Origin of the sequence: Curtobacterium sp. Leaf154, assembly GCF_001424595.1 — a bacterium.
Lineage (GTDB): Bacteria > Actinomycetota > Actinomycetes > Actinomycetales > Microbacteriaceae > Curtobacterium > Curtobacterium poinsettiae.
In genome coordinates, this window is record NZ_LMOS01000004.1 from 376,953 (window position 1) to 402,547 (window position 25,595).

Sequence of the window (25,595 nt, forward strand, 5' to 3'; positions counted from 1 at the left end):
GTGGCCGCAGTCGAACGCGCGATCAGGCCCGGGGGATCGGCTGCAGGCGCTGCAGCTGCGTCACGTGTCCCGGCTCGAGCTCGTCGAGCGATGCCACCCCGAGCAGCCGCATGGTCCGCTCGATCTGCTCGGACAGGATCTGGATCATCCGGTCCACCCCGGCCTCGCCGCCGGCCATCAGCCCGTACAGGTAGGCACGGCCGACCATCGTGAACGTCGCGCCGAGGGCCACGGCGGCGACGATGTCGGCGCCGGACATGATGCCCGTGTCGAGGTGCACCTCGGTGTCGTTGCCGACTTCCTTGACCACGGAGGGCAGCAGGTGGAAGGGCACCGGGGCGCGGTCGAGCTGCCGGCCGCCGTGGTTCGACAGCGTGATCCCGTCGACCCCCAGGTCGGCGAGGCGCTTCGCGTCCGCCAGGGACTGCACGCCCTTGACGACGACCTTGCCCTGCCACTGGTCGCGGATCCAGGCGAGGTCCTCGTAGGTGACCGTCGGGTCGAACATGTGGTCGAGGAGCTCGCCGACGGTGCCGGACCAGCGGTCGAGCGACGCGAACGCCAGCGGCTCGGTGGTCAGGAAGTCGAACCACCACCACGGCCGCGGGATGGCGTTCACCACGGTCCGAGCGCTCAACTGCGGCGGGATCGAGAACCCGTTCCGCTTGTCCCGCAGCCGCGCACCCGCGACGGGGACGTCCACGGTGACCAGGAGCGTGTCGAACCCGGCCTGCTGGGCCCGGGAGACCAGCGCCATCGACTTCTCGCGGTCCTTCCACATGTACAGCTGGAACCAGTTGCGGCCGTGCGGGTTGGCGTCGCGGACGTCCTCGATCGCGGTGGTGCCCATCGTGGACAGCGAGAACGGGATGCCCGCTCGCCCGGCCCCCCGGGCTCCGGCCCGCTCGCCCTCGGTCTGCATCATCCGCGTGAAGCCCGTCGGCGCGATGCCGAACGGGTACGACACCGGCGCCCCGAGCACCTGACGCGAGGTGTCCACCTTCGACACGTCCCGCAGGATCGCCGGGGTGAACTCGATGTCCTCGAACGCCTGCCGCGCACGGGCGAGCGAGATCTCCGCATCGGCCGCGCCCTCGGTGTAGTCGAACGCGGCCTTCGGGGTACGGCGGGCGGCGATGTCCCGCAGGTCCCAGATCGTCAAGGCCTGTTCGAGGCGCTGACGCCGACCCGGCAGCGACGGCTTCTTGAACTGCATGAGCGGCGCGAGGTCCCGCACCGTCGGCAGCTGCCGCTTGACCCGCGTGCGAGCGGCGGACGCAGGTCCGGTCGCGGGTGCCGGTGCCCCGGTGGCGGGGTCGATCCGGTGCTGGTCGTCCGTCGAGGTCATGCAGACATCCTACGTCTCCGGATCGATCGAGGGCAGAGACGATCTGCCGTGGCCGCCGCACCGGACTGACGGGGGCCGTGGCTACCGTGGACGCATGCAGCCGCCAGCAGCCGGGACCCTCCGCATCCTCCACCTCTCCGACACCCACCTGACCGGCGACGGGGCCCTGCACCAGGGCGCGGTCGACACCACGGTCGCGCTCGAACGGCTGCTCGCCCACGTCGACGACGTCCCCGGCATCGGGCTGGTGGTGGTCTCCGGCGACGTCTCCGAGGACGGCAGTCCCGAGTCCTACGCCACCGTGCGGGACCGCGTCGGCGGCTGGGCGCAACGGCACGGTGCAGCCCTCGTCGCGGTACCCGGCAACCACGACCTGCGCGAGGGCTTCCGTCAGGTCCTGACCAACGGGCACGTCCTGGGCGAGGGCGGCGCGGCGCTCGTGCACACCATGGAGTACCTGCCGCCGACGGTCCCGGTCTCCGGGCAGTCGGTCGTGGCCGGTTGCCGGATCGTGACCGTCGACACGAGCGTGCCGGGTGCCGGGTACGGCGAGCTCAGCGACACGGCGCTCGAGCACCTGCGCACGGCCCTCGCCGACGCGGACGGCGCAACCGACGCCCCGCACGGCACCGTCGTCGTGCTGCACCACCCACCGCTGCCCGCCCCGACCGAGCTGCACGAGGCACTCCGCCTGCAGAACCCCGAGGCGCTCGCCGACGTCATCCGCGGTTCCGACGTCCGCGTCGTCCTCGGCGGCCACTACCACCACCACTTCGCCGGGTCGCTCGCCGGCGTCCCGGTCCTCGTCGCCCCCGGCGTCGCGAACGACACCGACGTCGTCGGCCCCTACGACGAAGAGTCCGCCGTCGTCGACAGCGGCGCACTCGTCGTCGACGTCGCCGCGGACGGCTCGGTCTGGTCCACACCGGTCCGCGTACCGCGCGGGGCCGCCGACCCGCAGGCCTTCCACCTCGACGCCGAGACGGTCCGGTCCGTCATCGCGGCCGCCGGCAAGCACTGATCCGAGCGCCAGCAGGCGCCGCGCCCGGCCGTTGCGAGCGGTGCACGCGCGTCAGGACGGACGGGAGGCCCGTGGCGGGGCCGCCACGGGCCTCCCGTCCGTCGTCTGGTCGCGTCCACAGCCGCGGTACCCCGCGTCTTCGGGTTGCATGCGGGAACACCGAGTAGCACGGACGCACACCTGAGCGAAGGAGCACCCATGCGAGTCGGCAGTGCAGTGCAGTACGACCGGTACGGAGACTTCGACGTCGTCGAGCTCGTCCCCCAGGAGAAGCCCACGGCAGGTCCGGGCGAGATCGTCGTCGAGATCGTGGCCGCGGGCCTGAACCACATCGAGCGGTTCCTGCGCGAGGGGAAGCTCCGCGACCACGTCGACCTCGAGTTCCCCGCACACCAGGGCGTCGACTTCGCCGGCATCGTCCGCGCGCGTGGCGACGGCGTGAAGGACCTGCGCATCGGCGACGAGGTGATGGGGCACGCGCCGACCGGCGGCGCCCACGCCACCTGGATCGCGGTGCCGCGCGGCGCCGTCATCAAGAAGCCGGAGCACGTCGGGTGGGAGGTCGCCGGCGGCCTGTACCTGGCGGGCTGCACGGCGGTGTCGATCGTCCGGTCGCTGCGGCTCGGACCGCAGGACACCGTCGTCATCTCGGCCGCGGCGGGTGGCGTCGGGCACATCGAGTGCCAGTTGGCGCACGACGCCGGCGCGACCGTGATCGCCCTGGGCAGCCCGCGCAACCACGACTACCTGCGACAGATCGGGACGCTGCCCGTCGCGTACGGCGAGGGCGAGGAGGACCGCATCCGCGACATCGCCGACGGACGGCCCATCACCGCGTTCATCGACAACCACGGCGAGAGCAACGCCGAGCTGCTGGCCGAGCGCCTCGGCGTCGGGCAGGAGCGGTTCGTGTCGTCCGAGGAACGCCGGGACATCGAGGTCCGGTTCCTCCGCGCGCCCGCCGAGGACGAGGAGACCCGCGAGCTGCTGACCCTGCTGGCGAAGGCCGTGCAGGACCGTCGCGTGCAGGTCCTGATCTCGGGCTTCTACCCGTTCGAGTACATCGTCGAGGCGTACGAGGACCTGGCCGAGATGAAGTCCCGCGGCAAGGTCGTCATCGGGATGCAGACCGTGGAGACCGGGGCGCGGCTCGACTGGTACCGCTCCGAGAAGGCGCGTGACCTGCGCGACCGGTACGCCGACGCGCGGGGGACCGAAACGGAGACGATGGCCGGCGGATCGGCCTCGCCCGCGAGCTGAGCGAGCTGAGCGAGCTGAGCGTTGCCGGGGCCCGGCACCTTCGTGCCGGGCCCCGTCCGCGTCAGCTCAGGATGTCCTTCGAGGCGAACCGGCTGTACGCCAGCGCTCCGAACACCACGACGTACCCGAGCTGCAGCACCGCGTTCGACCCGAACGAGTCGAACGAGATCGGGTCGCGCAGCAGGTCGCCGAAGCCGAGCCACTGGTGCGAGAACAGGTACGGGTGCAGCCAGTCGAGCTGGGGGAGCTGGTCGAGCACCTGCGACGCCCCGGCGAGCACGACCGTCGCCGCCATCGCCCCGACCGGCACGTTCGTCAGGGTCGAGGCGAACATGCCGATCGCCACGAGCCCGAGCATCGACATCGCGACGTACAGCGCGAGCAGCAGGGCCCGGCCGGCGTACGACCAGCCGTCGACCTGCGTGCCGGACAGCAGCGTGACCGGCCCGATCGGGAACAGCACGGCACCGATCGCGGCGCCGACCAGCACGACCAGCAGCGTGGCGGCCAGGCAGAACGCGACGGCGCCGACGAACTTCACCAGGACGAACCGCACCCGGCCGGTCGGTGCGACGAGCAGGTAGCGGATCGTGCCGTGGCTGGCCTCGCCCGCGACGGTGTCCCCGGCCACCACACCCACGGTGAGCGGCAGGAACAGCGGGATCGACACGGTCAGCGCGGTGAACGCCACGAACAGCCCGTTGTTGGTGATGTCGCCGAGGAACGCCGGCCCGCCGTCGTCGCCGTCGGTGGTCAGCCGCACGGCGACCGCGATCAGGATCGGCACGAGCGCCAGCGCTCCGAGCATCGCCCAGGTGCGGCGTCGCCGGAACACCAGCGCGAGCTCCGAACCGAGCAGTGCGAACGTGCGCTGCCGACGGCGCACGGGCACCTCCCGCACGGCCACGTCAGGCTGCGACATCGAATCCCTCTCCGGTGAGTGCGACGAACAGGTCCTCGAGGGTGCCACCGCCGACGTCCAGGCCACGGACCCGGACGTCGGCGCGCACGAGTTCGGCGGTGATTGTCTCGGGCAGCAGCTCGTTCGGCAGGTCGGCCACGAGCACGTCGGCCCCGCCGTCGTGCCGAGGAGTCAGCCCGAGCCGCGTGAGGACGGTGCCGGCCTGGCCGACGTCGGGCGTCCGCACGGTCACGGTCCGGGCGCCGGCTGCGCGCAGCTCGTCGAGGGGGCCCTGCGCGACGATCTTGCCCGTCCGCATGACGGCCGCGTGCGTGCAGACCTGTTCGATCTCGGCCAGCAGGTGGCTCGACACGAACACCGTCGTGCCGTCGTCGGCCAGGGACCGGATCAGGTTGCGGACCTCGCGCGTGCCCTGCGGGTCGAGGCCGTTGGTCGGCTCGTCGAGCACCAGCAGGTCACGCGGCGACAGCAGGGCGTTCGCCAGGCCGAGCCGCTGCTTCATGCCGAGGGAGTACGCGTGCGCCTTCTTGTCGGCGGCGTGGGTCAGCCCGACGCGGTCGAGGGCACGGGCGACGCGGGCCTTGCGGGTGCGCGGGTCGGACGTGGGGTCGGCCGCGTCGAAGCGCTGCAGGTTCGCCCGACCGGACAGGTACGGGTAGAAGGCCGGCCCCTCGACGAGCGCGCCGACGCGGGGCAGGACGTCGTGCAGCGCCTTCGGCATCGGTTCACCGAGCAGTTCGATGGTGCCGCCGCTCGCGCTCGACAGACCGAGCAGCATCCGGATGGTGGTGGTCTTGCCGGAACCGTTCGGCCCGAGGAACCCGAACACCGCGCCGCGCGGCACCGCCAGGTCGATGCCGTCGACCGCGCGCTGCTTGCGGAACACCTTCTGGAGGCCCGTGGTGCGGATCGCCAGGTCGGGCGCCGGCCCGGCCGTGCTCACCTGGCGGTCGTCCGTGCTCACTTCGCGGCGTCGACCAGGGAGGCCACCGGCACGGCGCCCGCGAAGACGCGGCCGTCGTCGGTCAGGTAGACCGACACGAGCGACGTCTGCACCGCGCGGCCGCCGTCGACGGGCTTCGTCAGCTGGTCGAGCAGGCCCGAGGCGTCCCCGTCGAGCCCGGACTGGTCGGCGGTGCCCGTGGGGAGCTCGGCGATGGTGCCCCAGCCCGTGCCCGTGAAGGTCGGCTCGTCACCGCTCGGGGTGCCACGGCGGTCGCCGTGCTCGCCCTTCGTGTGGGTGCCGGCGTCGGACAGGTCCTTCTCCGTCACCTTCGCGTTCGACGGCGGGGTGAAGTCGAAGAGCCGGGCTGCCGGGGCGCCGTAGTCGAGGCTGGTGAACCCGACCTGCACCGCGGGCTGGTCCGCGCCGGCGGCCTGGACGCTCGCACGGAGCGGGAGCCCGGTCTGCTGGTCGACGGCCAACCGGACGGCTCCGACGAGGGTGTCGGACGACTTCGGGGTCAGGGTGATCTGCCAGGCGTCGTGGCCGGCGACGCTGACCTGGGTCGGCTTCGACACGGTGGTGGTCGGGGTGATGGCGTCGATGGCCTGCTCCGCGATGTCGGCCGGGGTCGCCGTGCCGTCCTGCGGGTCCTTCGCGGTGTCGCTCGGCAGCGTCACGTGCGTGGCGGTGCGCTCCTTCGAGTCCCAGGTCCAGACGTCGGAGCCGTTCCGGACGACGTCCTGCTCGGCGAGCTGCTGCGTCAGCTGGACGCGCTGCTTGTCGGGGCCGTCGACGTAGACACGGGCGGTGTGCGACGCGGTGAGGAGTCCGAGCACGTCGGAGGCGTCGCCTTCCACCGAGGAGCCGCCGGACCCGGTGGGCAGTTCGGGGAGCCCGAGCGCGCTCGTCTGCGAGAGCTTGCCCGAGTACTGGGCGTCCGACGACTTCGCGATGCTGGCGATGACGGCCGCCGCAGTGGGGTTCGTCCCCGCGATCGGGTCGTTCGCGGCGTTCGCGATCATCGGCGCGGCCACGGCGCCGGCGACGACGACCGGTGCGATGACGGCTGGCAGCCAGGCTGACTTCTTCATCGGGTTCCCCTCGTGGAGCATTCGAGTCGTGGGTACCGTACGTCCGGCCCCCGACAGGCAGCTGGGCGTCGCTCGTAGACTCGTGGGGCGACCGGCGGCGGTCGTGTGGCGGCGAAGGAGGCGGCATGCGCGCGGTGCTCGGTCTGGACATCGGGACGTCGAGCACGAAGGCGTTGCTGGCCCGGTTCGACGGCACCGTGCTCGCCGAGGTGAGCCGTCGCCACGAGGTCGACCGCCCCGAGCAGGGCCTGGTCGAGATGGACTCCGACGTCTGGTGGGAGGAGTTCACGTCGCTCACCCGCTCCCTGCTCGACCGTGTGCCCGACGTCGAGGTGCAGGCGGTCGGCGTGAGCGGCATCGGACCGTGCGCGCTGCTGACCGACGTCGACGGTTCGCCGCTCGGTCCGGCGATCCTGTACGGCATCGACACCCGGACGGCGACGCTGCTCGACGACGTCACGGCGGAGCTCGGCGGCGAGGGGGCGATCCGCGCCCGCTGCGGGTCCGCCCTGAGCACGCAGGCCGCCGGCGTGAAGCTCGCCTGGCTCGCGCGGCACGAACCCGACGTCTGGGCGCGGGCCGCCCGGTTCACGATGCCGTCGTCCCGCGTGGTCGAACGGCTGACGGGGGAGTACGTCCTCGACCACCACTCGGCCAGTCAGACGACACCCCTCTACGACGTGCACGCGAACGCCTGGATCCCGGAGTGGTGCGACCGACTGGCACCCGGTCTCGCGATGCCGCGCCTGCTGTGGTCCGGCGACCAGGCGGGCGTCGTGACGCCCGAGGCGGCCGCGGCCACGGGCCTCCCGGCCGGCATCCCCGTGACGGCCGGGACCATCGACGCCTGGGCCGAGGGCGTGAGCGTCGGCGAGTCCGTGCCGGGCCGGATGTTCCTGCAGTACGGCACCACGATGTTCATGATCGTGCCGACGGCCGAACCCACGTCGGTGCCGGGCATGTGGACGACCGTCGGCACGCACCCGGGGCAGCCGAGCGTGTCCGGTGGGATGGCGACCTCCGGGGCGATCACGGACTGGCTGCGACGGCTGGTCGACGGCGAGTGGTCGACCATGCTCGAGGAAGCGCGGTGCTCCGGCATCGGGGCGAACGGGCTGCTGATGCTGCCGTACTTCGCGGGGGAACGGACGCCGATCGCCGACCCGGACGCTCGCGGCGTGCTCGCGGGGTTGACAGTCCGGCACACGCGCGGCGACATCTACCGGGCGACGCTCGAGGCGACGGCGTACGCGGTACGGCACCACCTCGAGGCCCTCGGCGACGCGGGGGTCGAGGTCCGCGAACTCGTCGGGGCTGGCGGCGGGCTGCTCGGACGGCTGTGGCCCACGATCGTGTCGGACGTCACCGGGCTGCGGCAGACGGTGCCGAGCGTGACGATCGGTGCGTGCTTCGGCTCGGCGTTCCTGGCGGCCGAACTCGTCGCGGGGCCGGGCGACACCGTGGACATCGGTGCGTGGAACCCGCCGGCGACGGTGATCGAGCCGGACCCCGAGGCGACGGCGGCGTACGAGGCGGGGTACCGCGACTACCGCGACCTGTACGAGGCGACGAAGGCCGTCGTGCACCGCTTGGCCGCGCGGGGCTGATCGGCGGCGGCGCCGCTCCGCGGAACACCGGTGTTCGCGTGCCGAACACCCGAATGGGCGTGTTCAGTGCGCGAACACCGGTGTCGTGCGGAACCCTGCCTACGCCTGCGCGTCGACCCCGGCGGGAGCGCTGCCGTCGTACTCGCAGATCGCCTGCACCTTCGAAGCGCTGGCACTGGAACGGTCGAACTCGTAGCCGAGCCACTCCTTCGCCAGCCGACGGGCGAGCTCGACGCCGACGACGCGCTGCCCCATGCAGAGCACCTGGGCGTCGTTCGACAGGATCGAGCGCTCCACGCTGTACGAATCGTGCGCGGTGACGGCACGGATGCCCGGCACCTTGTTGGCGCTGATCGCCACACCGAGGCCGGTGCCGCAGATCAGGATCGCCCGGTCGGCCTCGCCGTTCGCCACCAGGCGCGCAGCGTCCACGGCGACGTGGGGGTAGGCGGTGTGGCCGTCCGCGTCGACGCCGACGTCGGTGACGTCCGACACCCGGTCGTCGGCGAGCAGGTCGGCCTTGATGATCTCCTTGTAGTCGAACCCGGCGTCGTCGGACCCGATCACGAGACGGTACGTCATGCGTGTGTTCCTTCCTTGTCAGCACGGGCGGCGAGGACCTCGCCGATCCGCGTGAGGATCATCCCCATCGAGGTGGCACCCGCGTCGGGTGTCCCCAGGCTCTTCTCGGCCAGCGGCCTGGCCCGTCCGACCTTCGGCGTGAGGTCGGCGGTCTTGTCGGCCTCGTCCCGAGCGACTTCCGCTGCAGCTTGCCACGCTCCGGCGAGTGGCTGACCAGCTTCGACCGAGGAACGCAACTGCTCCACGAACGGCAGCAGTGCGTCGAGCAGTGTCTTGTCACCGCGCGACGCCCCGCCCAGGTGGACGATCGAGTCGGCGAAGGCCTGCGCCGCGTCGACGACGTCGGCTGCCTGGTACGACTCGCGGTCGTCGCCGAGGGAGCGGCCGAACGCCTCGAGTGCGGCGCCCCACAGGACACCGGAGGTGCCGCCCGCGAACGCGGCCCACGCATCACCGGCGCGTCCGAGGACGAAGGCGACCCCGGCCTCCGGGCCGAGCCCGTCGACCGCCTTGCGCGCCGCACCGATCCCCTTGACCATGCCGCGGCCGTGGTCGCCGTCCCCGGCGACCGCGTCGATGCGGCCGAGCGTCTCCTCGTGCTCGCGCAGGAGCGCGTCCATCGCCTCGACGGCGGCTCGCGCCGTCTGCGCGGCCTGCCGGGAGGCATCGGTCGCCTCCGGCACGACCGTCGCCTCGTCCTCGGCGGCGTCCACCGCATCGGCCGGCACCAGCGCCGCGACCGGTGCCGCCACCTTGCGGTACGCGGGCGTGTAGGCGTCGGCGCGCCAGAGCCGTTCGAGTTCGTCGTCGAGCCACTGCAGCGTCAGCGAGCAGCCGCCCATGTCGAGGCTCGTGACGAGTTCGCCGACCTCGGGTTCGACGACCTCGAGCCCGGCGTCCTGCAGCAGCGGCAGCACCCGGCCCCAGAGCAGGAAGAGCTCCTCGTACTTGGTGTCACCGAGCCCGTTGAGGATCGGGGCGACCCGGGTGCCGGCCGTCGCGGGGCGGTCGGCGAGCAGTCGTTCGGCGAGCAGCGACGCCAGGTCCGTCGCACGGAGCAGCGGGACGTCCTGGATGCCCGGCTCGCCGTGGATGCCGAGCCCCAGGCCGAGGTGGCCGTCGGGGACGGTGAACAGCGGTTCGGTCGCGCCGGGCATGGTGCAGCCGGAGAACGCGACGCCGATGGTGCGGGTGGCGGCGTTCGACGCCCGGCCGATCCGTTCGACCTCGTCGAGGTCGGCGCCCTCGGCAGCGGCGGCGCCCATCGCCTTGAAGACGGAGAAGTCACCGGCGATGCCGCGGCGCTTCGTCTCGTCGTCGGCACTGGCGATGTCGTCGGTGACCACGACGATGCGGGTGTCGATGCCCTCGGCACGCAGCCGCTCGGCCGCGAGCCCGAAGTTCATGGTGTCACCGGCGTAGTTGCCGAACGACAGCACGACACCGCGGCCCTGGTCGGCGGCCTTGGCGACCGAGTAGACCTGCGCGGTCGACGGCGAGGTGAAGACGTTGCCGACGACGGCGCCGGTGGCGAAGCCCGGGCCGACGACGCCGCAGAACGCGGGGTAGTGGCCGGAGCCACCCCCGACGACGACGGCGACCTGCGGTGCGGCCCCCTCGGTGGTCAGGGTCACGACGCCGCCGTGGACGCCGCGGACCCGGTCGGCGTAGAGCGCGAGCCAGCCGCTCAGTTGGTCTTCGGCGAACTCGTCCGGGTCGTCGTGGATCGTGGTCATGGTGCGGGTCCTCCGGAGGTGGTGGTGGGGTGGTGCACCGGGCGACGACGGGACGACCGTCGTCGCCCGGATCTCAGTGTCCTCGGTCGCCCTGCGGGACCTTGAGGAAGTGGATCATCACGAACGCGCAGGCGTACAGGCCGACGAACGTCCACGTGGCGGCCTGGCCACCGCCGCCCAGGGCGAAGACCGCGGCGACGACACCGGTGCCGAGGAACGCGGCACCGCCGGCGGCCGTGGTGTACATCGCCATGGCGGCGCCCTTGTGCTCGGGAGCGAGCGCCGGCATGATCGCGCCCATCGGCACGAACCCGGCGAGCAGGCAGCCGAACACGCAGCCGGCGACGACGGAGAGCACGTAGCCCCAGTCCGAACCGGCGGGGACGAGCTGCGGCACGTACCACCAGGCGATGAGCCCGAGGGCGGAGCCGACGATGCCGAACCACTTGACGGTGCGCTGCCAGCCGATCTTGTCGCCGACCCAGCCGAACAGGGCGTTGACCAGGATGTTCGTGGCGTAGACGCAGACCGTCATGAGCAGCCAGCGGCTCTGGCCCCAGCCGCGCTCGTTCGCGATCACGGCGGGCAGGACGACGAACATGCCGAACTCGGGTGCGGTGTTGATGAGTCGGACGAGGAAGCCCATCAGGATCTTCGGCCGCGTGACCGTCAGGCGGATGCCGCTCGTCAGCACCTGCCAGGCGCTCTCACCGGCGGGGGCGATGCGCGTGAACCCGTTCGGCAGCCGGACGCCGAACAGCATGATGAGGAACCCGATCACGACGAGGGCGATCGAGGCGACCATGGCCCCGGTCTCGCCGACGGTCCCGCCGCCGAACACCGGGATCGCACCGATCGCGAACAGCGAGCCGAGGGTCGGCAGACCACCCGTGAAGGCGACGTAGAACCAGCCGACCGCGGAGCCGTTCCGTTCGACCGGGGTGGTGATGTTCACCCAGACCAGGAACGCGAAGGCGAACAGCGGGTACCCGAAGCCACGCAACGCGTACGTGACGGCGGCGAACGGGACGCTGCCGGCGCCGAGTGCCAGCAGGAACAGGACCTCGAACACGACCCAGACGGCGAAGCCGAGGATCATCACCCGGCGTGGCCCGACCAGGTCGGACAGGGCGCCCGAGACGTAGCTGCCGATCAGTGCGGCCAGGCTGTAGAACGTGACGATCGTCGCCACGGTGGCCTCGGGGCTGCCGAGCACGGCCACCATGTGCGGCGTGATGAAGTTCGACTCGACGCCGTTCCCGGTCATGAAGACCAGGACGGCGACGAACCCGAGGGCGAGCGGACGGGGGATGCCCATCCGGTCCAGGCGGCCCTCGGCGCGGGGGGTGGTCGTGCGGGCGCCGGTGGCGCGTGATGTCGTCGCTGACATGCTCGTTCTCTCCCTGCTGGTGGAGTCGGTCAGGCCTGCGGCGCGGCCGTGGTGGGGGCGGTCAGGGACGGGATGATCGACACCTTGACGCTGGCACCGGCTGAGTCGCCGACCAGGTCGAGCGCCTCCTGGAACTGCTCGAGCGGGAACTGGTGCGTGCAGATCTCCGACATCGGCAGGGTCTCGGCCTCGAGCAGCTTGATCGCCGCCGGCCAGGTGTGCGGGCCGAGGTGGGCGCCGCGGACGTCGAGCTCCTTGTCGTCGGAGATGATCGACCAGTCCACGGACACGTCGTCCTTGAACACCGAGTACTCGACGAAGGTCCCGAGCTTGCGGAGCAGGTTCAGTCCCTGCGGCACCGCGGACGGGTGCCCGGTCGCCTCGATGTAGACGTCGGCCCCGTAGCCGTCGGTGAGCTCCTTGACCCGGGCGACCGCGTCCTCCTGGGCGATGTTGATCGTCAGGTCGGCACCGACCTTGCGGGCCAGCTCGAGCTTCGCCTCGACCACGTCGAGCGCGATGATCCGGAGCGGGTTCTTCTGCCGCGCACCGGCGATGGCGGAGAGGCCGATCGGGCCGGCGCCGGCGATCACCACGGTGTCGCCGAACTTGATGTCACCGCGCTCGACGGCGTGGAAGGCGCACGACAGCGGCTCGGAGAACGCGGCGACCTGGCCGGGCAGGGCCTTCGACACCGGGTGGGTCAGTGCCTTGGCGGGCACGAGGACGTACTCGGCCATCGCGCCGTCGTAGCCCTTGAAGCCGAACATGTCGTGCACGTTGCACATCCAGTACGCGCCCTCGAGGCAGTAGCGGCACTCCCAGCACGGCACGATCTGCTCGCAGGCGATCCGGTCGCCGAGGTCGACGCCGCGCTTGGCCAGGGCGGCGTCGTCGCCGGCGACGATCGTGCCGACGAACTCGTGCCCGGGGATGCGGTCGCGCTCGGCCCAGGCCGCACGGTTCTCGTCGCCCCAGAACTTCGCGGCGCCGTGGTAGCACTTCAGGTCGCTCGCACAGATGCCGACGGCGTCGGTGCGGAGCAGGAGTTCCCCGGGGCCGGGCGTCGGCACCGGACGCTCCTCGAGCCGGTAGTCACCGGGGCCGTGGACGACGACGGCGCGCATCGTCGTGGGGATCGTGGTGGGGGCGGTCGTGGCCGCGTTCTCGGTCGTCGTCGACATGAGCTGTTCCTCCGTTGGGTGGCTTCGGCGATGACTGTACACCTTCGAGAACGTTTGTCCAGAACACAATTTCTGGTACGTTCGGCACCGAACGCAAGGGAGCGAACATGACGACGGACTTCGCCGCGGCCCTCCGACCGGGCCCCGACACGATCGACCTGACCAACGACTTCAGCGGCCGCACGGCGGTGGTCACCGGCGGGGCGTCCGGCATCGGCAACGCGATCGCCCGGGCCCTGGCGGCACGGGGCGCCCGCGTCGCCATCGTCGACGTCCGGGCCGACGGTGCCACGTCGGCCGCGGCCGACCTGCCCACGTCCGCCGTGCCGTCGACGGCCGCACCGGACACCGCCGCCGACGGGGCGGACGCGGCCACGAGCCTCCACGCCGGGTTCGCCTGCGACGTGACCGACGCCGACTCGGTGACCCGCACCGTGGCGGACGTCGTCCGGCACTTCGGCGGCGTCGACGTGCTGGTGAACTGCGCCGGCATCGCGGCCCTCGCCCCGGCCGAGGACCTGGCAGCCGACACCTGGGCGAAGACCATCGACGTCAACCTGACCGGCACGTTCCGCGTGGCGCAGGCCGTCGGCCGGCACATGCTCGACGCCGGGTACGGGCGGATCGTGAACATCGCGTCGCAGGCGGCCCACGTCGGCATCGACGGGCACGCCGCCTACTGCGCGTCGAAGGCCGGCGTCATCGGCCTGACGACGGTACTTGCGCTCGAGTGGGGCGGACGCGGCGTCACCGTGAACACCGTGTCGCCGACCGTCGTCCTGACCGACCTCGGCCGTGCTGCCTGGGCGAACGAGAACGGCATCCGGCACCAGGACGAGATCCCCACCGGCCGCTTCGCGACCCCCGACGAGATCGCCGCGGCCGTGCTGTTCCTGGCGGGGGAGTCGAGCGCGATGGTGAACGGCGCGGACCTCCGTGTGGACGGCGGGTTCACGATCCGCTGAGCCGTGCTCGGACTACGATCGCGGTGTCCGATCGAGTCGAAGGGTCCCGCTCCATGTCGTCCGAGAGCACTGCCGGCCCCGGTCCCGACTCGTCGCGGACCCGGTTCCCGCTGGACACCGTCTACCAGGCGGCGCGGATGTACTACCTCGAGGACGCCACCCAGGTCGAGATCGCCTCGCGCCTCGGGGTCTCGCGCCCGACCGTCTCGCGGCTCGTGGCCGAGGCCCGCAAGGCCGGACTCGTCCGCATCGAGGTCGTCGACCCGTTCCAGGACGAGACCGTGGCGCTCGCCGAACGCCTGCAGGTCGTGCTCGGGCTCCGCGCGGTGCACCTCGCTGCGGTCACCCACGCCGCGACGCTCGGCGCCGACCTGGCCGCACCGCTGGCCGCCGCGGTCGAGGGCATGGGACTCGTCCCCGGCGACGCCGTCCTGATGTCGTCCGGTCGCACCGTGTACGACGTCGCACGATCGGGCATGCCGACCATGCCCGGCGTCCAGCTCGTGCCGACCGTGGGTGGGCAGGCCGACCCGATGCCGTGGTTCCAGACGAACGAGATCACCCGGACGGCCGCGGAGCACTCCGGCGCGATCCCGGCGTTCCTGTTCGCCCAGGCGCTGCCGTCCCCGGCGATGCGGTCCACCCTCGACGAGGACCCGGCGTTCCAGCACGTCGTCGGACTCTGGAGCCGGGCGAAGGGCGCGATCCTCGGCATCGGTGCGCCGACCCACACCCGCGACGCGCTGGCCCGGGGCATCCCGGTCGAGGACGCCGCGTTCGACCGGGCCGCCGGTGACGTCTGCCTGAACTTCTACGCGGCCGACGGCTCGGCGATCGAGTTCCCCGGCAGCGACCGGATGGTGCGGACCTCGCGCGAGGTCCTGTCGACCGTTCCGCACGCCGTCGGGGTGGCCGTGGGCAGTGCGAAGGTCACGAGCATCGTCGCCGCGGTGCGGGGCGGGCTGGTCAACGAGCTGGTGACGGACGCCGCGACGGCACGTGCGGTGCTCGACGCACTCGCCTGAGTGACCGTTCCTTCCCATCACGCGCGCGATGGATGGTGCTTCCGGGCATCCCTGGTCGTTTGTTCGTGGCAGGTACGCCCGGTTCCGGCAGGGACGCCCGGTTCCGGGGGCGACCGCCTGCGGCCGGGAGGCGCGGGGCGGGCCGCACCGCGCCTCCCGACCGGTGGTCTCCACGTCTAGCGCGTGCGGCGCACGTCCCGCACGTGGGCGCCGTACTCGAGCGGTGACCACGTGTGGTCGTCCGGGCGGTCCCGGACGTCGTCGCGTCCGAGGACCTCGGGCCACCCTGCGGTGTTGTCGTCGATGATGCCCGGCACGTCGCGGATCGTCACGGCGCTGCCGTCGTAGCCGCACTCGGGGCACGCGGTCTCGATGACCCACGTCCAGCTCTTCGTCTCGGGTTCGATCGCCACGGGCCCGATGTTACGGCGTCGTTACTCAGTTCCGTCCTTCCGCGAGCTGGTGCGGATCGGGCGTGACCCCCGTCCGGGTGACACGCCGGTTCCTGAGAATCCCCGGCCAATGACATTTCGGTTGCTCGGTAACGTCGCTCGCTGTTCTGGGCCGGTACCCGACGGCCCACCGATCTTCTCGAGGAGCAAGGCATGGGTTCCGACCCCAGCAGTACCAACACCCGACCACACCGACGGCTGCGTGAGAGCGACGTCACCGTGGTCGACAAGAGCATGATGCGACGAGCCGTCAGCGGCATGGTCGTCGGCAACACCATGGAGTGGTACGACGTCGGCGTGTACGGCTACCTGGCCGTCACGATGGGGAAGGTCTTCCTGCCGACGGCCGAACCCTCGGTGCAGATCCTGTTCAGCCTCGGTGTCTTCGCGGCGACGTACATCGCACGGCCCCTGGGCGGCATCGTGTTCGGACGCCTGGGCGACAAGATCGGCCGCCAGAAGGTGCTCGCGACGACGCTGATCATGATGGCGGCGTCGACGTTCCTGATCGGTGCGCTGCCCGCGTACGCCACCATCGGCGTCTTCGGTCCGATCCTGCTCGTCGTGCTGAAGCTCGCGCAGGGCTTCTCGACCGGTGGCGAGTACGCCGGGGCCACGACCTTCGTCACCGAGTACGCCCCGGACCGCCGTCGCGGCTTCTTCGCGAGCATCCTCGACTTCGGCAGCTACCTGGGCTTCGCGCTCGGTGCAACCGTCGTGTCGGTGCTGCAGATCACCCTGGGCGACGAGGCGATGACCGCCTACGGCTGGCGCTTCCCGTTCCTGGCGGCCGGTGTGATCGGTGTCGTGGCCATCTACTTCCGTCTGCGCATCGAGGAGTCGCCGGTGTTCCAGGCGACCCAGGCCGCGCAGGAGGCCGCGAGCGAGTCCCGTGCGTCCTTCGACGGTGAGCGTCCGGCCAACGTCGTCGCGATGGTCCGCCAGCACTGGCGCCCGATCGTCATCGCGATCATGCTCGTCGCCGCGTCGAACACCGTGGGCTACGCCCTGACCTCGTACATGCCGACGTACCTGACCGACTCGCTCGGCTACTCCGCCATCGACGGCACCCTGCTGACGATCCCGGTGCTCCTGCTGCTCGCGGTGATGCTCCCGCTGACCGGCAAGCTCTCCGACCGCCTCGGCCGCCGTGTCGTGATGTGGATCGGTGCGGCCACCACGGTCGTGCTCGTCGTGCCGGCCTTCATGCTGATCGGGCACGGGGCGCAGTGGTCGACGCTCGCCGGCCTCGGGCTGCTCGCGCTGATGACCGCGCTGTGGGTGTCGAACCAGGCCGCGTCGCTGCCGGCGCTGTTCCCGACGTCGACGCGGTACGGCGGCATGGGCTTCGCCTACAACATCGCGATCGCGGTGTTCGGCGGGACCACCCCCCTGATCGTGCAGGCGCTGCTCACCGCGACGGGTGACGAGCTCGCCCCGGCGTACTTCCTGATGGCGATGAGCGTCGTCGGCGCGATCGGTGTCTTCTGCATGAAGGAGTCCTCGCAGCGCCCGCTGCCCGGCTCGATGCCGGCCGTGGAGACCGAGGACGAGGCGAAGGAGCTCGTGCTCACCCAGGACACGAACCCGCACCTGGACCTCGGCGACCTGCCGTTCGCCGCGCAGGACGCCGCGGCTGCCGCTGCGCGCGAGGCCGCCGCTGCGCGTGAGGCGTCACCGGCGCGTTGACGCTGCGGCTCTCGACGTGACCACGGACGGGAGGCGCGGTGCGGGTCCGACCCGCACCGCGCCTCCCGTGCGTGCGTGCGCTGCGACGATGCACGCGGCGATCGACTCGTGCTCTGTCGCAACCTGCGCACGCAGCGGATGTGTGCGCATGAGACGACGATGCACGCGGCGATCGACTCGTGCTCTGTCGCGAGACGTGTGCGTGCCCACGCGCGCCCTCACTCGTGCCGGTGCTCTGACGCCGGGTCCACCGCGGGCCACTCCGGGAACGGGTCCGCCCAGCTGCGCCACACGTCCGGCCCGGCGAGCAGCTCCGACGGCGTGAGCAGCGCCCCGTCGAGGGCCCGCTCGATCGCCCGGACGTCGAGCTGCTCGCCGACGAACCACAGCGCCTGCCCGATCGGGGCATCGGCGTCCCACGACGGGTTCGCGGTGGGGTCGAGCGCGAGCATCGACCCGAAGCTCGACCACGAGCCGACGTGGTCCGGCCGCGATGCCAGGCGGAAGAACCCCCGCGACCGCAGCACGCGACCGTTCACCCCGGCGGACAGGTCCTCGGCGATGACGGACGACAGTCGCCCGGGGTGGAACGGCAGCGGCTCCCGGTAGCGCATCGAGACCAGGGCGTCGCGGGCGTCGCGCCCGGTGTCCGCGCCGCTCGACAGTGCGCGCATCCAGCCGGCGCCGGTGGCGAGCACCCGTGCCGCGCCGCCGTTCGAGGCCGGCAGGTCGGCGGCGCTCCGGATCGCGGGCAGGGCGACGATCACGGCCTGGGGCGCCATCCGGTGCAGCAGGGACACGAGCGCCCGACGCCGACGGCCGGACAGCGGTTCGATGCGGTCGAGGGCGATCACCGTCGCGTACTCGACGAGTGCCGCCATCCGGTCCGCGGCCACGAAGGCGTCGTCGACGTCCGACCAGAGCAGGTGTGCGACGTCGTCGGCCCGCAGCACCCCGACGACGTGCCGGAGCACCCGGTCGTCGCCGGTCTCGGACCGTGCCGCGTTGGCGAGCAGCATGCCGACGGCGCGGGCATCGGCCCCCGGGTGCAGGGTGACGACGAGCCCGTGGTCGGCCTCGGGCCCGCAGAGCCGGTCGAGCTGGTCGGCGCGGTCCGCCACGGCACGGGCGGTGGCGAAGGCGCTCCCGGCGACGTGCATCCGGTGCCCGTCGGAGATCCGGGCGGCGACGCGGTCGGCGTCGACCTGGTGCAGGGCGGTGACGAGGGTGATGGCAGCAGCACGCATGTGGGCTACTGTAACTGAAAACCGTTATCAACAAGGAGGCTCGTCGTGAAGGTCCGCAACTCCCTCAAGGCGCTCAAGAAGATCCCCGGCTCCCAGGTCGTCCGGCGCCGCGGCCGCGTCTACGTCATCAACAAGAAGAACCCCCGCTGGAACACCCGGCAGGGCTGACGTCAGCGGCGGTCCGTAGGGTGGCGGCATGCGACTGCTGCTCATCCGCCACGGCCAGACCCCCGCGAACGTGCACGGCATCCTCGATGCCGTGGTGCCCGGACCAGGACTGACCGAGCTCGGGCAGCAGCAGGCCGACGCCCTGCCCGCAGCGCTCGCCGACCGTGGGATCGAGCGGTTGTTCGTGTCGTCGATGGTCCGCACGCAGGTCACGGCGGCACCCCTGGCGGCCTCGCTCGGCCTCGAGCCCGTGGTGCTGCCGGGCCTCCGCGAGATCGAGGCGGGCGACACCCAGGGCAAGAGCGACACGGTGTCCGTGCAGACCTACATCTCCACCGTGCACGGCTGGTCCGGCGGTGACCGGACGACTCGGATGCCCGGCGCCGAGAGCGGCGTCGAGTTCTTCGAGCGCTACGACGATGCCGTCCGCCAGATCGAGGCCACCGGGGTGGCGGTGGCCGCCGCCGTCAGTCACGGTGCCGCGATCCGCACGTGGGCGAGCGCAGCTGCGCAGAACACCCCCGACCACTTCGGCACAAAGCGCCACCTGGAGAACACCGGCATCGTCGAACTCGAGGGCTCGTTCGCCGACGGCTGGCGCCTGGTCGACTGGGAAGGCGAGCCCGTCGGCGGCGACCAGCTCATCGACCGCACGGCGCTCGACCCCACCGGCGAGCGTTTCTGACGCGACCAGCGGGCCGCCAACGCGACCCCGAACGGACGGGAGGCCCGGTACCAGCTGGTACCGGGCCTCCCGTCCGTCCGTCGGGGCGTCGACTACGCGAGCTGCGACGTCGGCGCCGAAGCGGACGTCAGCGGCACGATCACGCCGTGCGACTCGCGCAGGACGTCGAGCGTGCGCTGGACCTCGTCCGCGCGCTCCTCGGTCGTCCAGCCGAGCGCACCGGCGAGCACGTCGGCCAGCTCGTCGAGCAGGTCGATCGTGACCCCACCGACGAACGCCAGGTTCGTGCGGCGCAGGACGACGTCCACCAGGTGCACGGCCTGCTCGTGGCGGGCGAAGTAGGCGACCTCGGCGCGGGTGAGCGACGGGTCGGACTCGAGCGGCTCCACCGGGCCGTCGGTCAGGACGTCCACGACCTCGGCGGCACGGGTGCCGTAGCGCTCGAGCAGCCCCTCGACCAGGGACTCGTCCAGGCCGTCGCGGTGCGACTTGATCCACAGGGCGCGCTGGGCGTCGGTGGTCGGGAACTCCTTGCCACCGCCGATCGGCATGCCGGTGGTGTCGACCTTGCGGCTCATGCCGAGCTTGGTCGTCGCCTCGGTGGACAGGTGTGCAGCGAGGGCACGGAACGTCGTCCACTTGCCGCCGACGAGCGACAGCACGGTCGACTTCGGCAGGCCGGCGATCTGGGTGTCCACGATCCGGTAGTCACGCGACACGAAGCCGGGGGCGGTGTCCTCGTGGCGGGGGAGCGGGCGGATGCCGGAGTAGCTGTAGACGATGTGGTCGCGGGTGACCTCGATCTGCGGGAACACGTGCTTGACGAGCCCGAAGAAGTAGTCGATCTCCTCGTCGGTCGTCGTGACCGGCTTCGCGGGGTCGGCGTCGATGTCGGTCGTGCCGATGAGCACCCGGCCCTTGAGCGGGTAGATGAGGACGATGCGGCCGTCGTCGTTCTCGAAGAACAGCTCGCGGCCCTTGGTGGCTTCGAGCAGCTCGTCGTTGTGGACGACGATGTGCGAGCCCTTCGTGCCGCCCATGAACTTCGTCTCGCCGCCGAACGCCTCGTTCGTCAGGTCGGTCCAGGGGCCGGAGGCGTTGATCACGACGTCGGCCGTGAAGACGAACTCGTCGCCGGTCTCGCGGTCGCGCAGCAGGACGCCGCCGTCGCGGGTGCCGGCTGCCTCGACGTAGTTGACGGCGCGTGCCTTGTCGGCTCCCGCGGCCAGGCCGTCCTTGAGGACGTCGAGGGCCAGGCGCTCGGGCTCGTGCACGCTCGCGTCGTAGTAGGTGCCCGTGTACTTCAGGTCCTTGTTGAGGGCCGGCATGTCCTCGAGCGCCGCCTTCTTGGTGCGGAAGACGTGCTTCGGGACGGAGCCGCCGTCGCGCGAGAAGGAGTCGTAGATCGTCATGCCGATCTTGATGAGCATCGCGCCGCGCTCCTTGGTGGAGCGCTGCTTGTGCGTCAGCATGCGCAGCGGGGCGTTCATGATGCCGGAGAACGTCGAGAAGATCGGCATGGTCGTCTGCAGCGGCTTGACGTAGTGCGGGGCGATGCGGATCAGGCCGTTGCGCTCCTGCACGCTCTCGCGCACCAGGCGGAACTCGCCGTTCTCGAGGTAGCGGATGCCGCCGTGGATCATGTGGCTCGAGGCCGCGGAGGCGCCGGAGGCGTAGTCGCCACGCTCGACCAGGGCGACGTCGACGCCCTGGAGTGCGAGGTCACGGAACGTCGCGATGCCGTTGATGCCGCCGCCGACGACGAGGACCTGCGCGTTCGGGCGCTCGGTGAGGGCGGTCACCGTGTTCCGGGGCTGTGTCTTCTTCGACATGGTTCGTCGCTTCCTTCGTCTGTTCGTGGGGTCAGGATCGATCGTGCGCTCGTTCGACAGGGCGGGCAACTCGCGTGCACGAACGTGCAGCACACGTGTCGTCCAGGCCCGACACGGCGGTCTGGAGGCGCGGCCGGGGTTGCAGAGGCCCTGCACGTCCGTGCATGGTTGCGTTCGACAGATCGGAGCACCATGAGTGACGCGGCTCAGCCCATGCGCACGCAGCAGGCGCTGCGCGCCGCCCACCTGTACTACCTGCAGGACCTGACGATGGACGCGATCGCCGACGAACTCAGCACCTCGCGCTCGTCGGTGTCGCGGCTGCTGAAGTACGCCAGGGACACCGGGCTCGTCGACATCCAGATCCGGTCGCCCCTGGACCAGGCCGCCGCGCTGAGCCGGAGCATCCGATCCCGCTTCGGGGTACACGCGCACGTCGTCCCGGTGCCGGACCACACGAGCGACGTGGACCGGCTCGAGCGGGTCGCACTGTCCGCCGCCCGGATCCTGACGCAGTACGTCGAGTCGAACATGGTGATCGGGATCTCGTGGGGTTCGACCGTGAGCGCGGTCAGCCGGTACCTGGTGCCGAAGACCACCCACGGCTCGACGATCGTGCAGATCAACGGCGCCGCGAACACCCGCACCACCGGCATCGTCTACGCGTCCGAGATCCTGCGGCGGTTCGGCGAGGCGTACGGGGCGTTCGTGCAGCAGTTCCCGGTGCCGGCGTTCTTCGACGACCCCGCAACGAAGGAGGCGCTGTTCCGCGAGCGCTCGATCCGCCGCGTGCTCGACCTGCACGAGCGGATGGACCTCGTCGTGTTCGGTGTCGGCGCCCCGCAGGCCCCGGTCCCCTCGCACGTCTACTCCGGCGGGTACCTGGACCCCGAGGACCGCGACGAGCTCACGCACGCGGGGGTCGTCGGGGACGTCTCGACGGTGTTCTACCGGTCCGACGGCTCGTGGAAGGACATCGGCGTGAACGCACGGGCCGGCGCACCCGACCTCGACACGATCAAGCGCGCGCCCCGGCGGGTCTGCGTCGTCGCCGGGCGGTCGAAGGCGGCGTCGCTGCGGGGTGCGCTGGCCGCCGGGCTGATCACGGACCTGATCCTCGACGAGAGCGTGGGGCAGGCGATCCTGCAGCCCTGAGTCGGGATCTGACGCAGTTTGTCGGTGGTCCGTCCTACGTTCTGGTGCATGGTGCTTTCTCTCGAACGGCCCGGGCCGCGGTACTTCCGGCGGATGGTCGGCAGTGACGTCGACCAGGCCCTCGCGTTCTTCACGGGCGACTACGACTTCCGTGCTCCCGTCGTCCGGCGCACCCACGAGAACGCCCACTGGGACTTCGCGGGCGTCGGTGACGAGCGGATGTCCCTGCGCTCGTCGCGGTTCATGGTCGACCTGCGCAGCGAGAGCCAGGTCGACGACGAGTTCCTGGTCGCGTGGCTGCGCAGCGGTTCGAGCCGGATCACCACGGGCGGCGAGACGTTCGAGCTCCAGGCCGGGGTGCCGGTCGTGCTGCCGTTCGCCGAGCCGTACGCCCTGCACCACCACGACATCGCCCTGAACCTGGTGCAGCTCGACCGCGACTTCGTCCGTGCCGTCGCCGGTGACGACGACTTCGCGTTCGAACCGATGCGCCGCCCGACCGCCGACGGCATCGCGCTGTGGCGATCGGTGGTGCGGAAGTACTCGGCCGTCTGGCTCGACGTCGAACAGGCCATGAGCCCGATGGTCCAGCACGACATCGCCGAGGCGTTCGCGACCGCGGCGATCCGTGCGTTCCCGCGGCGCAACAAGTGGCGTGCGTCGGTGTCCGGCAGCGGCCCCGAGCACGACCGCCTGGGCCGGGCGCTCGAGTTCGTGCACGAGCACGCGCGTGAAGCGATCGGCACGCCGGACATCGCGGCGGCGGCCGGCCTCAGCCCCCGCGGGTTGCAGCAGTCGCTCCGTCGGCACCTCGACCAGACGCCGGGGGAACTCCTGCGCGGCGTGCGGCTCGACGGCGCCCGGACGGACCTGGTCGGCGGTGCGCTGCACGAGACGACCGTGGCCGAGATCGCGCGGACGTGGGGCTTCGGGCACCTCGGTCGCTTCTCGGCGACCTACCGCAGCCGCTTCGGTGAGCTGCCGAGCGAGTCGCTGCGCGGGCACTGACCGACTGCTGCTGCGGACGGTTCCGCCGAATCTCGTGACACGGATCGCGCTGCCGCTGTCCGGATGTTCGGCTCAGCGCTGCTGTGGGCGAATCCGGTGCTGAATGGACGGGACGAACGCACCGCCCACGAAGGAGTCCGCATGCGCATCGGCGTCCCCACCGAGATCAAGAACAACGAGTACCGCGTCGCGGCCACCCCCGCCGGTGTCGCCGAGCTCGCATCGCACGGCCACCAGGTCCTGGTGCAGGCCGGCGCCGGGTCCGGTTCGGCGTTCACCGACGACGAGTACCGCACCGCCGGCGCCACGATCGTCGACACCGCGGCCGAGGTGTGGGAACGCGCCGAGCTGATCCTCAAGGTGAAGGAGCCGGTCGCGTCGGAGTACCCGATGATCCGCCCGGGGCAGGTGCTCTTCACCTACCTGCACCTCGCCGCAGACCGCCCCCTGACCGACGCCCTCATCGACTCGGGTGCGACGGCCATCGCCTACGAGACCGTGCAGCTGCCGGACCGCTCGCTGCCCCTGCTGTCGCCGATGTCCGAGGTCGCCGGGCGGCTGTCCGCCCAGGTCGGCGCGTTCCACCTGATGCGGACGAACGGCGGACGCGGACTGCTGCTCGGCGGGGTCCCCGGCACGCCGAAGGGCCGCGTGGTCGTCATCGGCGGCGGCGTCGCGGGGGAGCACGCCGCGACGATGGCGCTCGGCATGGGGGCCGACGTCACCGTGTTCGACATCAGCCTGCCGCGGCTCCGGGCCCTGGACGCCCGGTTCGACGGGCGTGTCACGACCCTGCGGTCGTCGGCGCACGCCATCGCCGAGGCCCTGCGCGACGCGGACCTGGTCATCGGCTCGGTGCTGATCCCCGGGGCCTCGGCTCCCAAGCTCGTCACCGACGCCATGGTCGCCGACATGCGACCCGGCTCGGTGCTGGTCGACATCGCGATCGACCAGGGCGGCTGCTTCGAGGGTTCCCGCCCGACGACCCACGACGACCCCACGTTCGCCGTGCACGACACCGTGTACTACTGCGTGGCGAACATGCCCGGCGCCGTCCCGCGCACGAGCACGATCTCGCTGACGAACGCCACGCTGCCCTACGCCGTCGCGATCGCCGACCGCGGGTGGGAAGCCGCGCTCGAGGCCGACCCCGCCCTCGCCGGAGGCCTGAACGTGCACGCCGGCCGGGTCACGAACGCCGCGGTCGCCGCCGCGCACGGCCTGGTCGTGTCCGCGCGCTGATTCTTCGCGCTGAGCGACACCTCACGGCCCAATCGCTGCGTGAGGTGTCGCTCAGCCCGAAACGACGCGCAGGCAGTCGCGCGTCAGGCCGCCACCGGAGCCGCCGCCCGACCGGCACGGCCGCCGACCCAGCCGGCGCGGGCCCGCACCACCACGGTCACCACGACCACGGCCGCCGCAGCCACCACGGCCGCCACCGCCGTCGGGACGGAGACGAGCGGCCCGTCGAACCGGGCCACCGCGACCCACGCCAGGCCCCACGCGACCGAGGCCATCGGTGCCAGGCGTCCCCGGCCCCACAGCGCGATGAGCACCCCGACGAGCCCGGCCACCGCGGCGACGAGCACGCCCCACGGGTCCTGTCCGAGTCCGAAGCCACGGAAGCCCGCCGCCGTCAGCACCGCGGCGGTGTTGGCGGCCGTCGCGACACAGACCCACCCGAGGTACAGCCCGAACGTGCCGTCGGTCAGGATCGCCTCGACCACGCCCCGGGACGGGGTCCGGCGCAGGATCGTGAACGTCCAGATCAGCACGACGAGCAGTGCGACGATGATCGGTTCGCTCGCCCACAGGAACCCGAACTGCACCGACAGGATCCACGCGGCGTTGAGCAGCAGGGAGAGCACCGCCGGCACCACCAGCCGCTCGTGCCGTTCGTCGTTCGCGGTGCGGAAGAGCTGCAGCACCGCGTAGCCGATGAGCCCGGCGTAGACCACACTCCAGATCGAGAAGGCCGGGCCGTCCGGGGCGATCGCGGTCGAGGACGCCGACAGGGCGCCACCGGCGGCGTCCTGGATGGGCGTGCCGCCGGCAGCGCCCGACCCCACGTACGCGCCGATGACGGCGACGACCGCGCTCACGGCCACCGCGATGCGCTTCCAGATCCTCTTCATGACAGTCCCTTTCGTCAGCATGCTGATGACCTGCACCGTAGGCGGCCGGTGGCGGCGGTCGTGCAGCGCGCGTTCAGGCAGGACGCGGGGCGTGTGGCGGAGCCGGCACGGGCCTCCAGGCCGGAGACCGGCCACCCTGCGTACGGT

Annotated in this window: 23 protein-coding genes; 11 read left to right on the forward strand and 12 right to left on the reverse strand. The window is 71.7% G+C overall.

Annotation, left to right across the window (positions count from 1 at the left end; all coding sequences use genetic code 11):
- Window positions 1-22: 22 nt before the first annotated feature.
- On the reverse strand, window positions 23-1,216 hold the full coding sequence (locus ASF75_RS08215) for an alpha-hydroxy acid oxidase (protein ID WP_056071039.1): 1,194 nt from the start codon (window positions 1,214-1,216) through the stop codon (window positions 23-25).
- 226 nt (window positions 1,217-1,442) lie between these two features.
- Between ASF75_RS08215 and ASF75_RS08220 the strand changes: the two genes are divergently transcribed.
- Both ASF75_RS08220 and ASF75_RS08225 read left to right on the forward strand, forming a co-directional pair.
- On the forward strand, window positions 1,443-2,369 hold the full coding sequence (locus ASF75_RS08220; RefSeq protein ID WP_056071042.1) for a metallophosphoesterase: 927 nt from the start codon (window positions 1,443-1,445) through the stop codon (window positions 2,367-2,369).
- A gap of 198 nt (window positions 2,370-2,567) precedes the next feature.
- Window positions 2,568-3,629 carry an NADP-dependent oxidoreductase gene (locus ASF75_RS08225; RefSeq protein ID WP_082046853.1) on the forward strand — a complete coding sequence of 354 codons (1,062 nt, stop codon included), beginning with the start codon at window positions 2,568-2,570 and terminating at the stop codon, window positions 3,627-3,629.
- A 61-nt stretch (window positions 3,630-3,690) separates the two neighbouring features.
- Here ASF75_RS08225 and ASF75_RS08230 read toward each other — a convergent pair whose 3' ends face one another.
- The 3 genes from ASF75_RS08230 to ASF75_RS08240 are packed head-to-tail and all read right to left on the reverse strand — an operon-like array spanning window position 3,691 to window position 6,588.
- Window positions 3,691-4,551, reverse strand: a complete 861-nt coding sequence (locus tag ASF75_RS08230; protein WP_017888447.1) for an ABC transporter permease — start codon at window positions 4,549-4,551, stop codon at window positions 3,691-3,693.
- Complete coding sequence (locus tag ASF75_RS08235; RefSeq protein ID WP_056070439.1) at window positions 4,538-5,515, reverse strand: ABC transporter ATP-binding protein; 978 nt, start codon at window positions 5,513-5,515, stop codon at window positions 4,538-4,540. Before ASF75_RS08235 ends, ASF75_RS08230 begins: the two co-directional genes overlap by 14 nt.
- A complete protein-coding gene (locus ASF75_RS08240; protein WP_056071044.1) occupies window positions 5,512-6,588 on the reverse strand; it encodes a LolA family protein in 1,077 nt (358 codons plus the stop codon). The genes ASF75_RS08235 and ASF75_RS08240 overlap by 4 nt, the downstream gene beginning before the upstream one ends.
- Before the next feature lie 125 nt (window positions 6,589-6,713).
- Between ASF75_RS08240 and ASF75_RS08245 the strand changes: the two genes are divergently transcribed.
- Window positions 6,714-8,195, forward strand: a complete 1,482-nt coding sequence (locus tag ASF75_RS08245) for an FGGY-family carbohydrate kinase (protein WP_056070441.1) — start codon at window positions 6,714-6,716, stop codon at window positions 8,193-8,195.
- A 99-nt stretch (window positions 8,196-8,294) separates the two neighbouring features.
- Here the strand turns inward: ASF75_RS08245 and ASF75_RS08250 are convergent, their stop codons facing one another.
- The 4 genes from ASF75_RS08250 to ASF75_RS08265 all read right to left on the reverse strand — a co-directional run bounded on the left by ASF75_RS08250 (window position 8,295) and on the right by ASF75_RS08265 (window position 13,087).
- Complete coding sequence (locus ASF75_RS08250) at window positions 8,295-8,777, reverse strand: ribose-5-phosphate isomerase (protein WP_017888451.1); 483 nt, start codon at window positions 8,775-8,777, stop codon at window positions 8,295-8,297.
- Window positions 8,774-10,513 (reverse strand): dihydroxyacetone kinase family protein, encoded by a 1,740-nt coding sequence (locus tag ASF75_RS08255; RefSeq protein ID WP_056070444.1) that lies wholly within the window; start codon window positions 10,511-10,513, stop codon window positions 8,774-8,776. The genes ASF75_RS08250 and ASF75_RS08255 overlap by 4 nt, the downstream gene beginning before the upstream one ends.
- A gap of 73 nt (window positions 10,514-10,586) precedes the next feature.
- Window positions 10,587-11,903, reverse strand: a complete 1,317-nt coding sequence (locus ASF75_RS08260; protein WP_042538194.1) for an MFS transporter — start codon at window positions 11,901-11,903, stop codon at window positions 10,587-10,589.
- Between the two features lie 29 nt (window positions 11,904-11,932).
- Complete coding sequence (locus tag ASF75_RS08265; RefSeq protein ID WP_017888454.1) at window positions 11,933-13,087, reverse strand: erythritol/L-threitol dehydrogenase; 1,155 nt, start codon at window positions 13,085-13,087, stop codon at window positions 11,933-11,935.
- A 107-nt stretch (window positions 13,088-13,194) separates the two neighbouring features.
- Here ASF75_RS08265 and ASF75_RS08270 point away from each other — a divergent pair, with 107 nt between their 5' ends.
- Together ASF75_RS08270 and ASF75_RS08275 are read left to right on the forward strand one after the other, a co-directional pair.
- Window positions 13,195-14,052, forward strand: a complete 858-nt coding sequence (locus ASF75_RS08270; protein ID WP_056070448.1) for a GolD/DthD family dehydrogenase — start codon at window positions 13,195-13,197, stop codon at window positions 14,050-14,052.
- Window positions 14,053-14,105: 53 nt separating this feature from the next.
- Window positions 14,106-15,077, forward strand: coding sequence for a sugar-binding transcriptional regulator (locus tag ASF75_RS08275; RefSeq protein WP_017888456.1), 972 nt, complete (start codon window positions 14,106-14,108; stop codon window positions 15,075-15,077).
- Between the two features lie 176 nt (window positions 15,078-15,253).
- Here the strand turns inward: ASF75_RS08275 and ASF75_RS08280 are convergent, their stop codons facing one another.
- A complete protein-coding gene (locus tag ASF75_RS08280) occupies window positions 15,254-15,490 on the reverse strand; it encodes a hypothetical protein (protein ID WP_056070451.1) in 237 nt (78 codons plus the stop codon).
- 192 nt (window positions 15,491-15,682) lie between these two features.
- Here ASF75_RS08280 and ASF75_RS08285 point away from each other — a divergent pair, with 192 nt between their 5' ends.
- Complete coding sequence (locus tag ASF75_RS08285; RefSeq protein WP_042538189.1) at window positions 15,683-17,218, forward strand: MFS transporter; 1,536 nt, start codon at window positions 15,683-15,685, stop codon at window positions 17,216-17,218.
- 218 nt (window positions 17,219-17,436) lie between these two features.
- On the opposite strand, the gene ASF75_RS08290 is transcribed toward ASF75_RS08285, so the two are convergent.
- On the reverse strand, window positions 17,437-18,465 hold the full coding sequence (locus ASF75_RS08290) for a GTP-binding protein (RefSeq protein ID WP_017888459.1): 1,029 nt from the start codon (window positions 18,463-18,465) through the stop codon (window positions 17,437-17,439).
- 45 nt (window positions 18,466-18,510) lie between these two features.
- On the opposite strand from ASF75_RS08290, the gene ykgO reads away from it, so the two are divergent.
- Complete coding sequence (gene ykgO, locus ASF75_RS08295; RefSeq protein WP_017888460.1) at window positions 18,511-18,633, forward strand: type B 50S ribosomal protein L36; 123 nt, start codon at window positions 18,511-18,513, stop codon at window positions 18,631-18,633.
- A 28-nt stretch (window positions 18,634-18,661) separates the two neighbouring features.
- Entirely contained in the window at window positions 18,662-19,318 is a 657-nt protein-coding gene (locus ASF75_RS08300) for a histidine phosphatase family protein (RefSeq protein WP_017888461.1), read from the forward strand.
- Window positions 19,319-19,410: 92 nt separating this feature from the next.
- Here the strand turns inward: ASF75_RS08300 and ASF75_RS08305 are convergent, their stop codons facing one another.
- On the reverse strand, window positions 19,411-21,150 hold the full coding sequence (locus tag ASF75_RS08305; RefSeq protein WP_017888462.1) for a glycerol-3-phosphate dehydrogenase/oxidase: 1,740 nt from the start codon (window positions 21,148-21,150) through the stop codon (window positions 19,411-19,413).
- A 192-nt stretch (window positions 21,151-21,342) separates the two neighbouring features.
- Between ASF75_RS08305 and ASF75_RS08310 the strand changes: the two genes are divergently transcribed.
- From ASF75_RS08310 to ald, 3 genes are all read left to right on the forward strand, one after another.
- On the forward strand, window positions 21,343-22,305 hold the full coding sequence (locus tag ASF75_RS08310; RefSeq protein ID WP_056070454.1) for a sugar-binding transcriptional regulator: 963 nt from the start codon (window positions 21,343-21,345) through the stop codon (window positions 22,303-22,305).
- A 48-nt stretch (window positions 22,306-22,353) separates the two neighbouring features.
- On the forward strand, window positions 22,354-23,313 hold the full coding sequence (locus tag ASF75_RS08315) for a helix-turn-helix transcriptional regulator (RefSeq protein WP_082509567.1): 960 nt from the start codon (window positions 22,354-22,356) through the stop codon (window positions 23,311-23,313).
- 141 nt (window positions 23,314-23,454) lie between these two features.
- Window positions 23,455-24,555, forward strand: coding sequence for an alanine dehydrogenase (ald, locus tag ASF75_RS08320; protein WP_017888465.1), 1,101 nt, complete (start codon window positions 23,455-23,457; stop codon window positions 24,553-24,555).
- A gap of 83 nt (window positions 24,556-24,638) precedes the next feature.
- Here ald and ASF75_RS08325 read toward each other — a convergent pair whose 3' ends face one another.
- On the reverse strand, window positions 24,639-25,448 hold the full coding sequence (locus tag ASF75_RS08325; RefSeq protein WP_017888466.1) for a tryptophan-rich sensory protein: 810 nt from the start codon (window positions 25,446-25,448) through the stop codon (window positions 24,639-24,641).
- Window positions 25,449-25,595 lie beyond the last annotated feature (147 nt).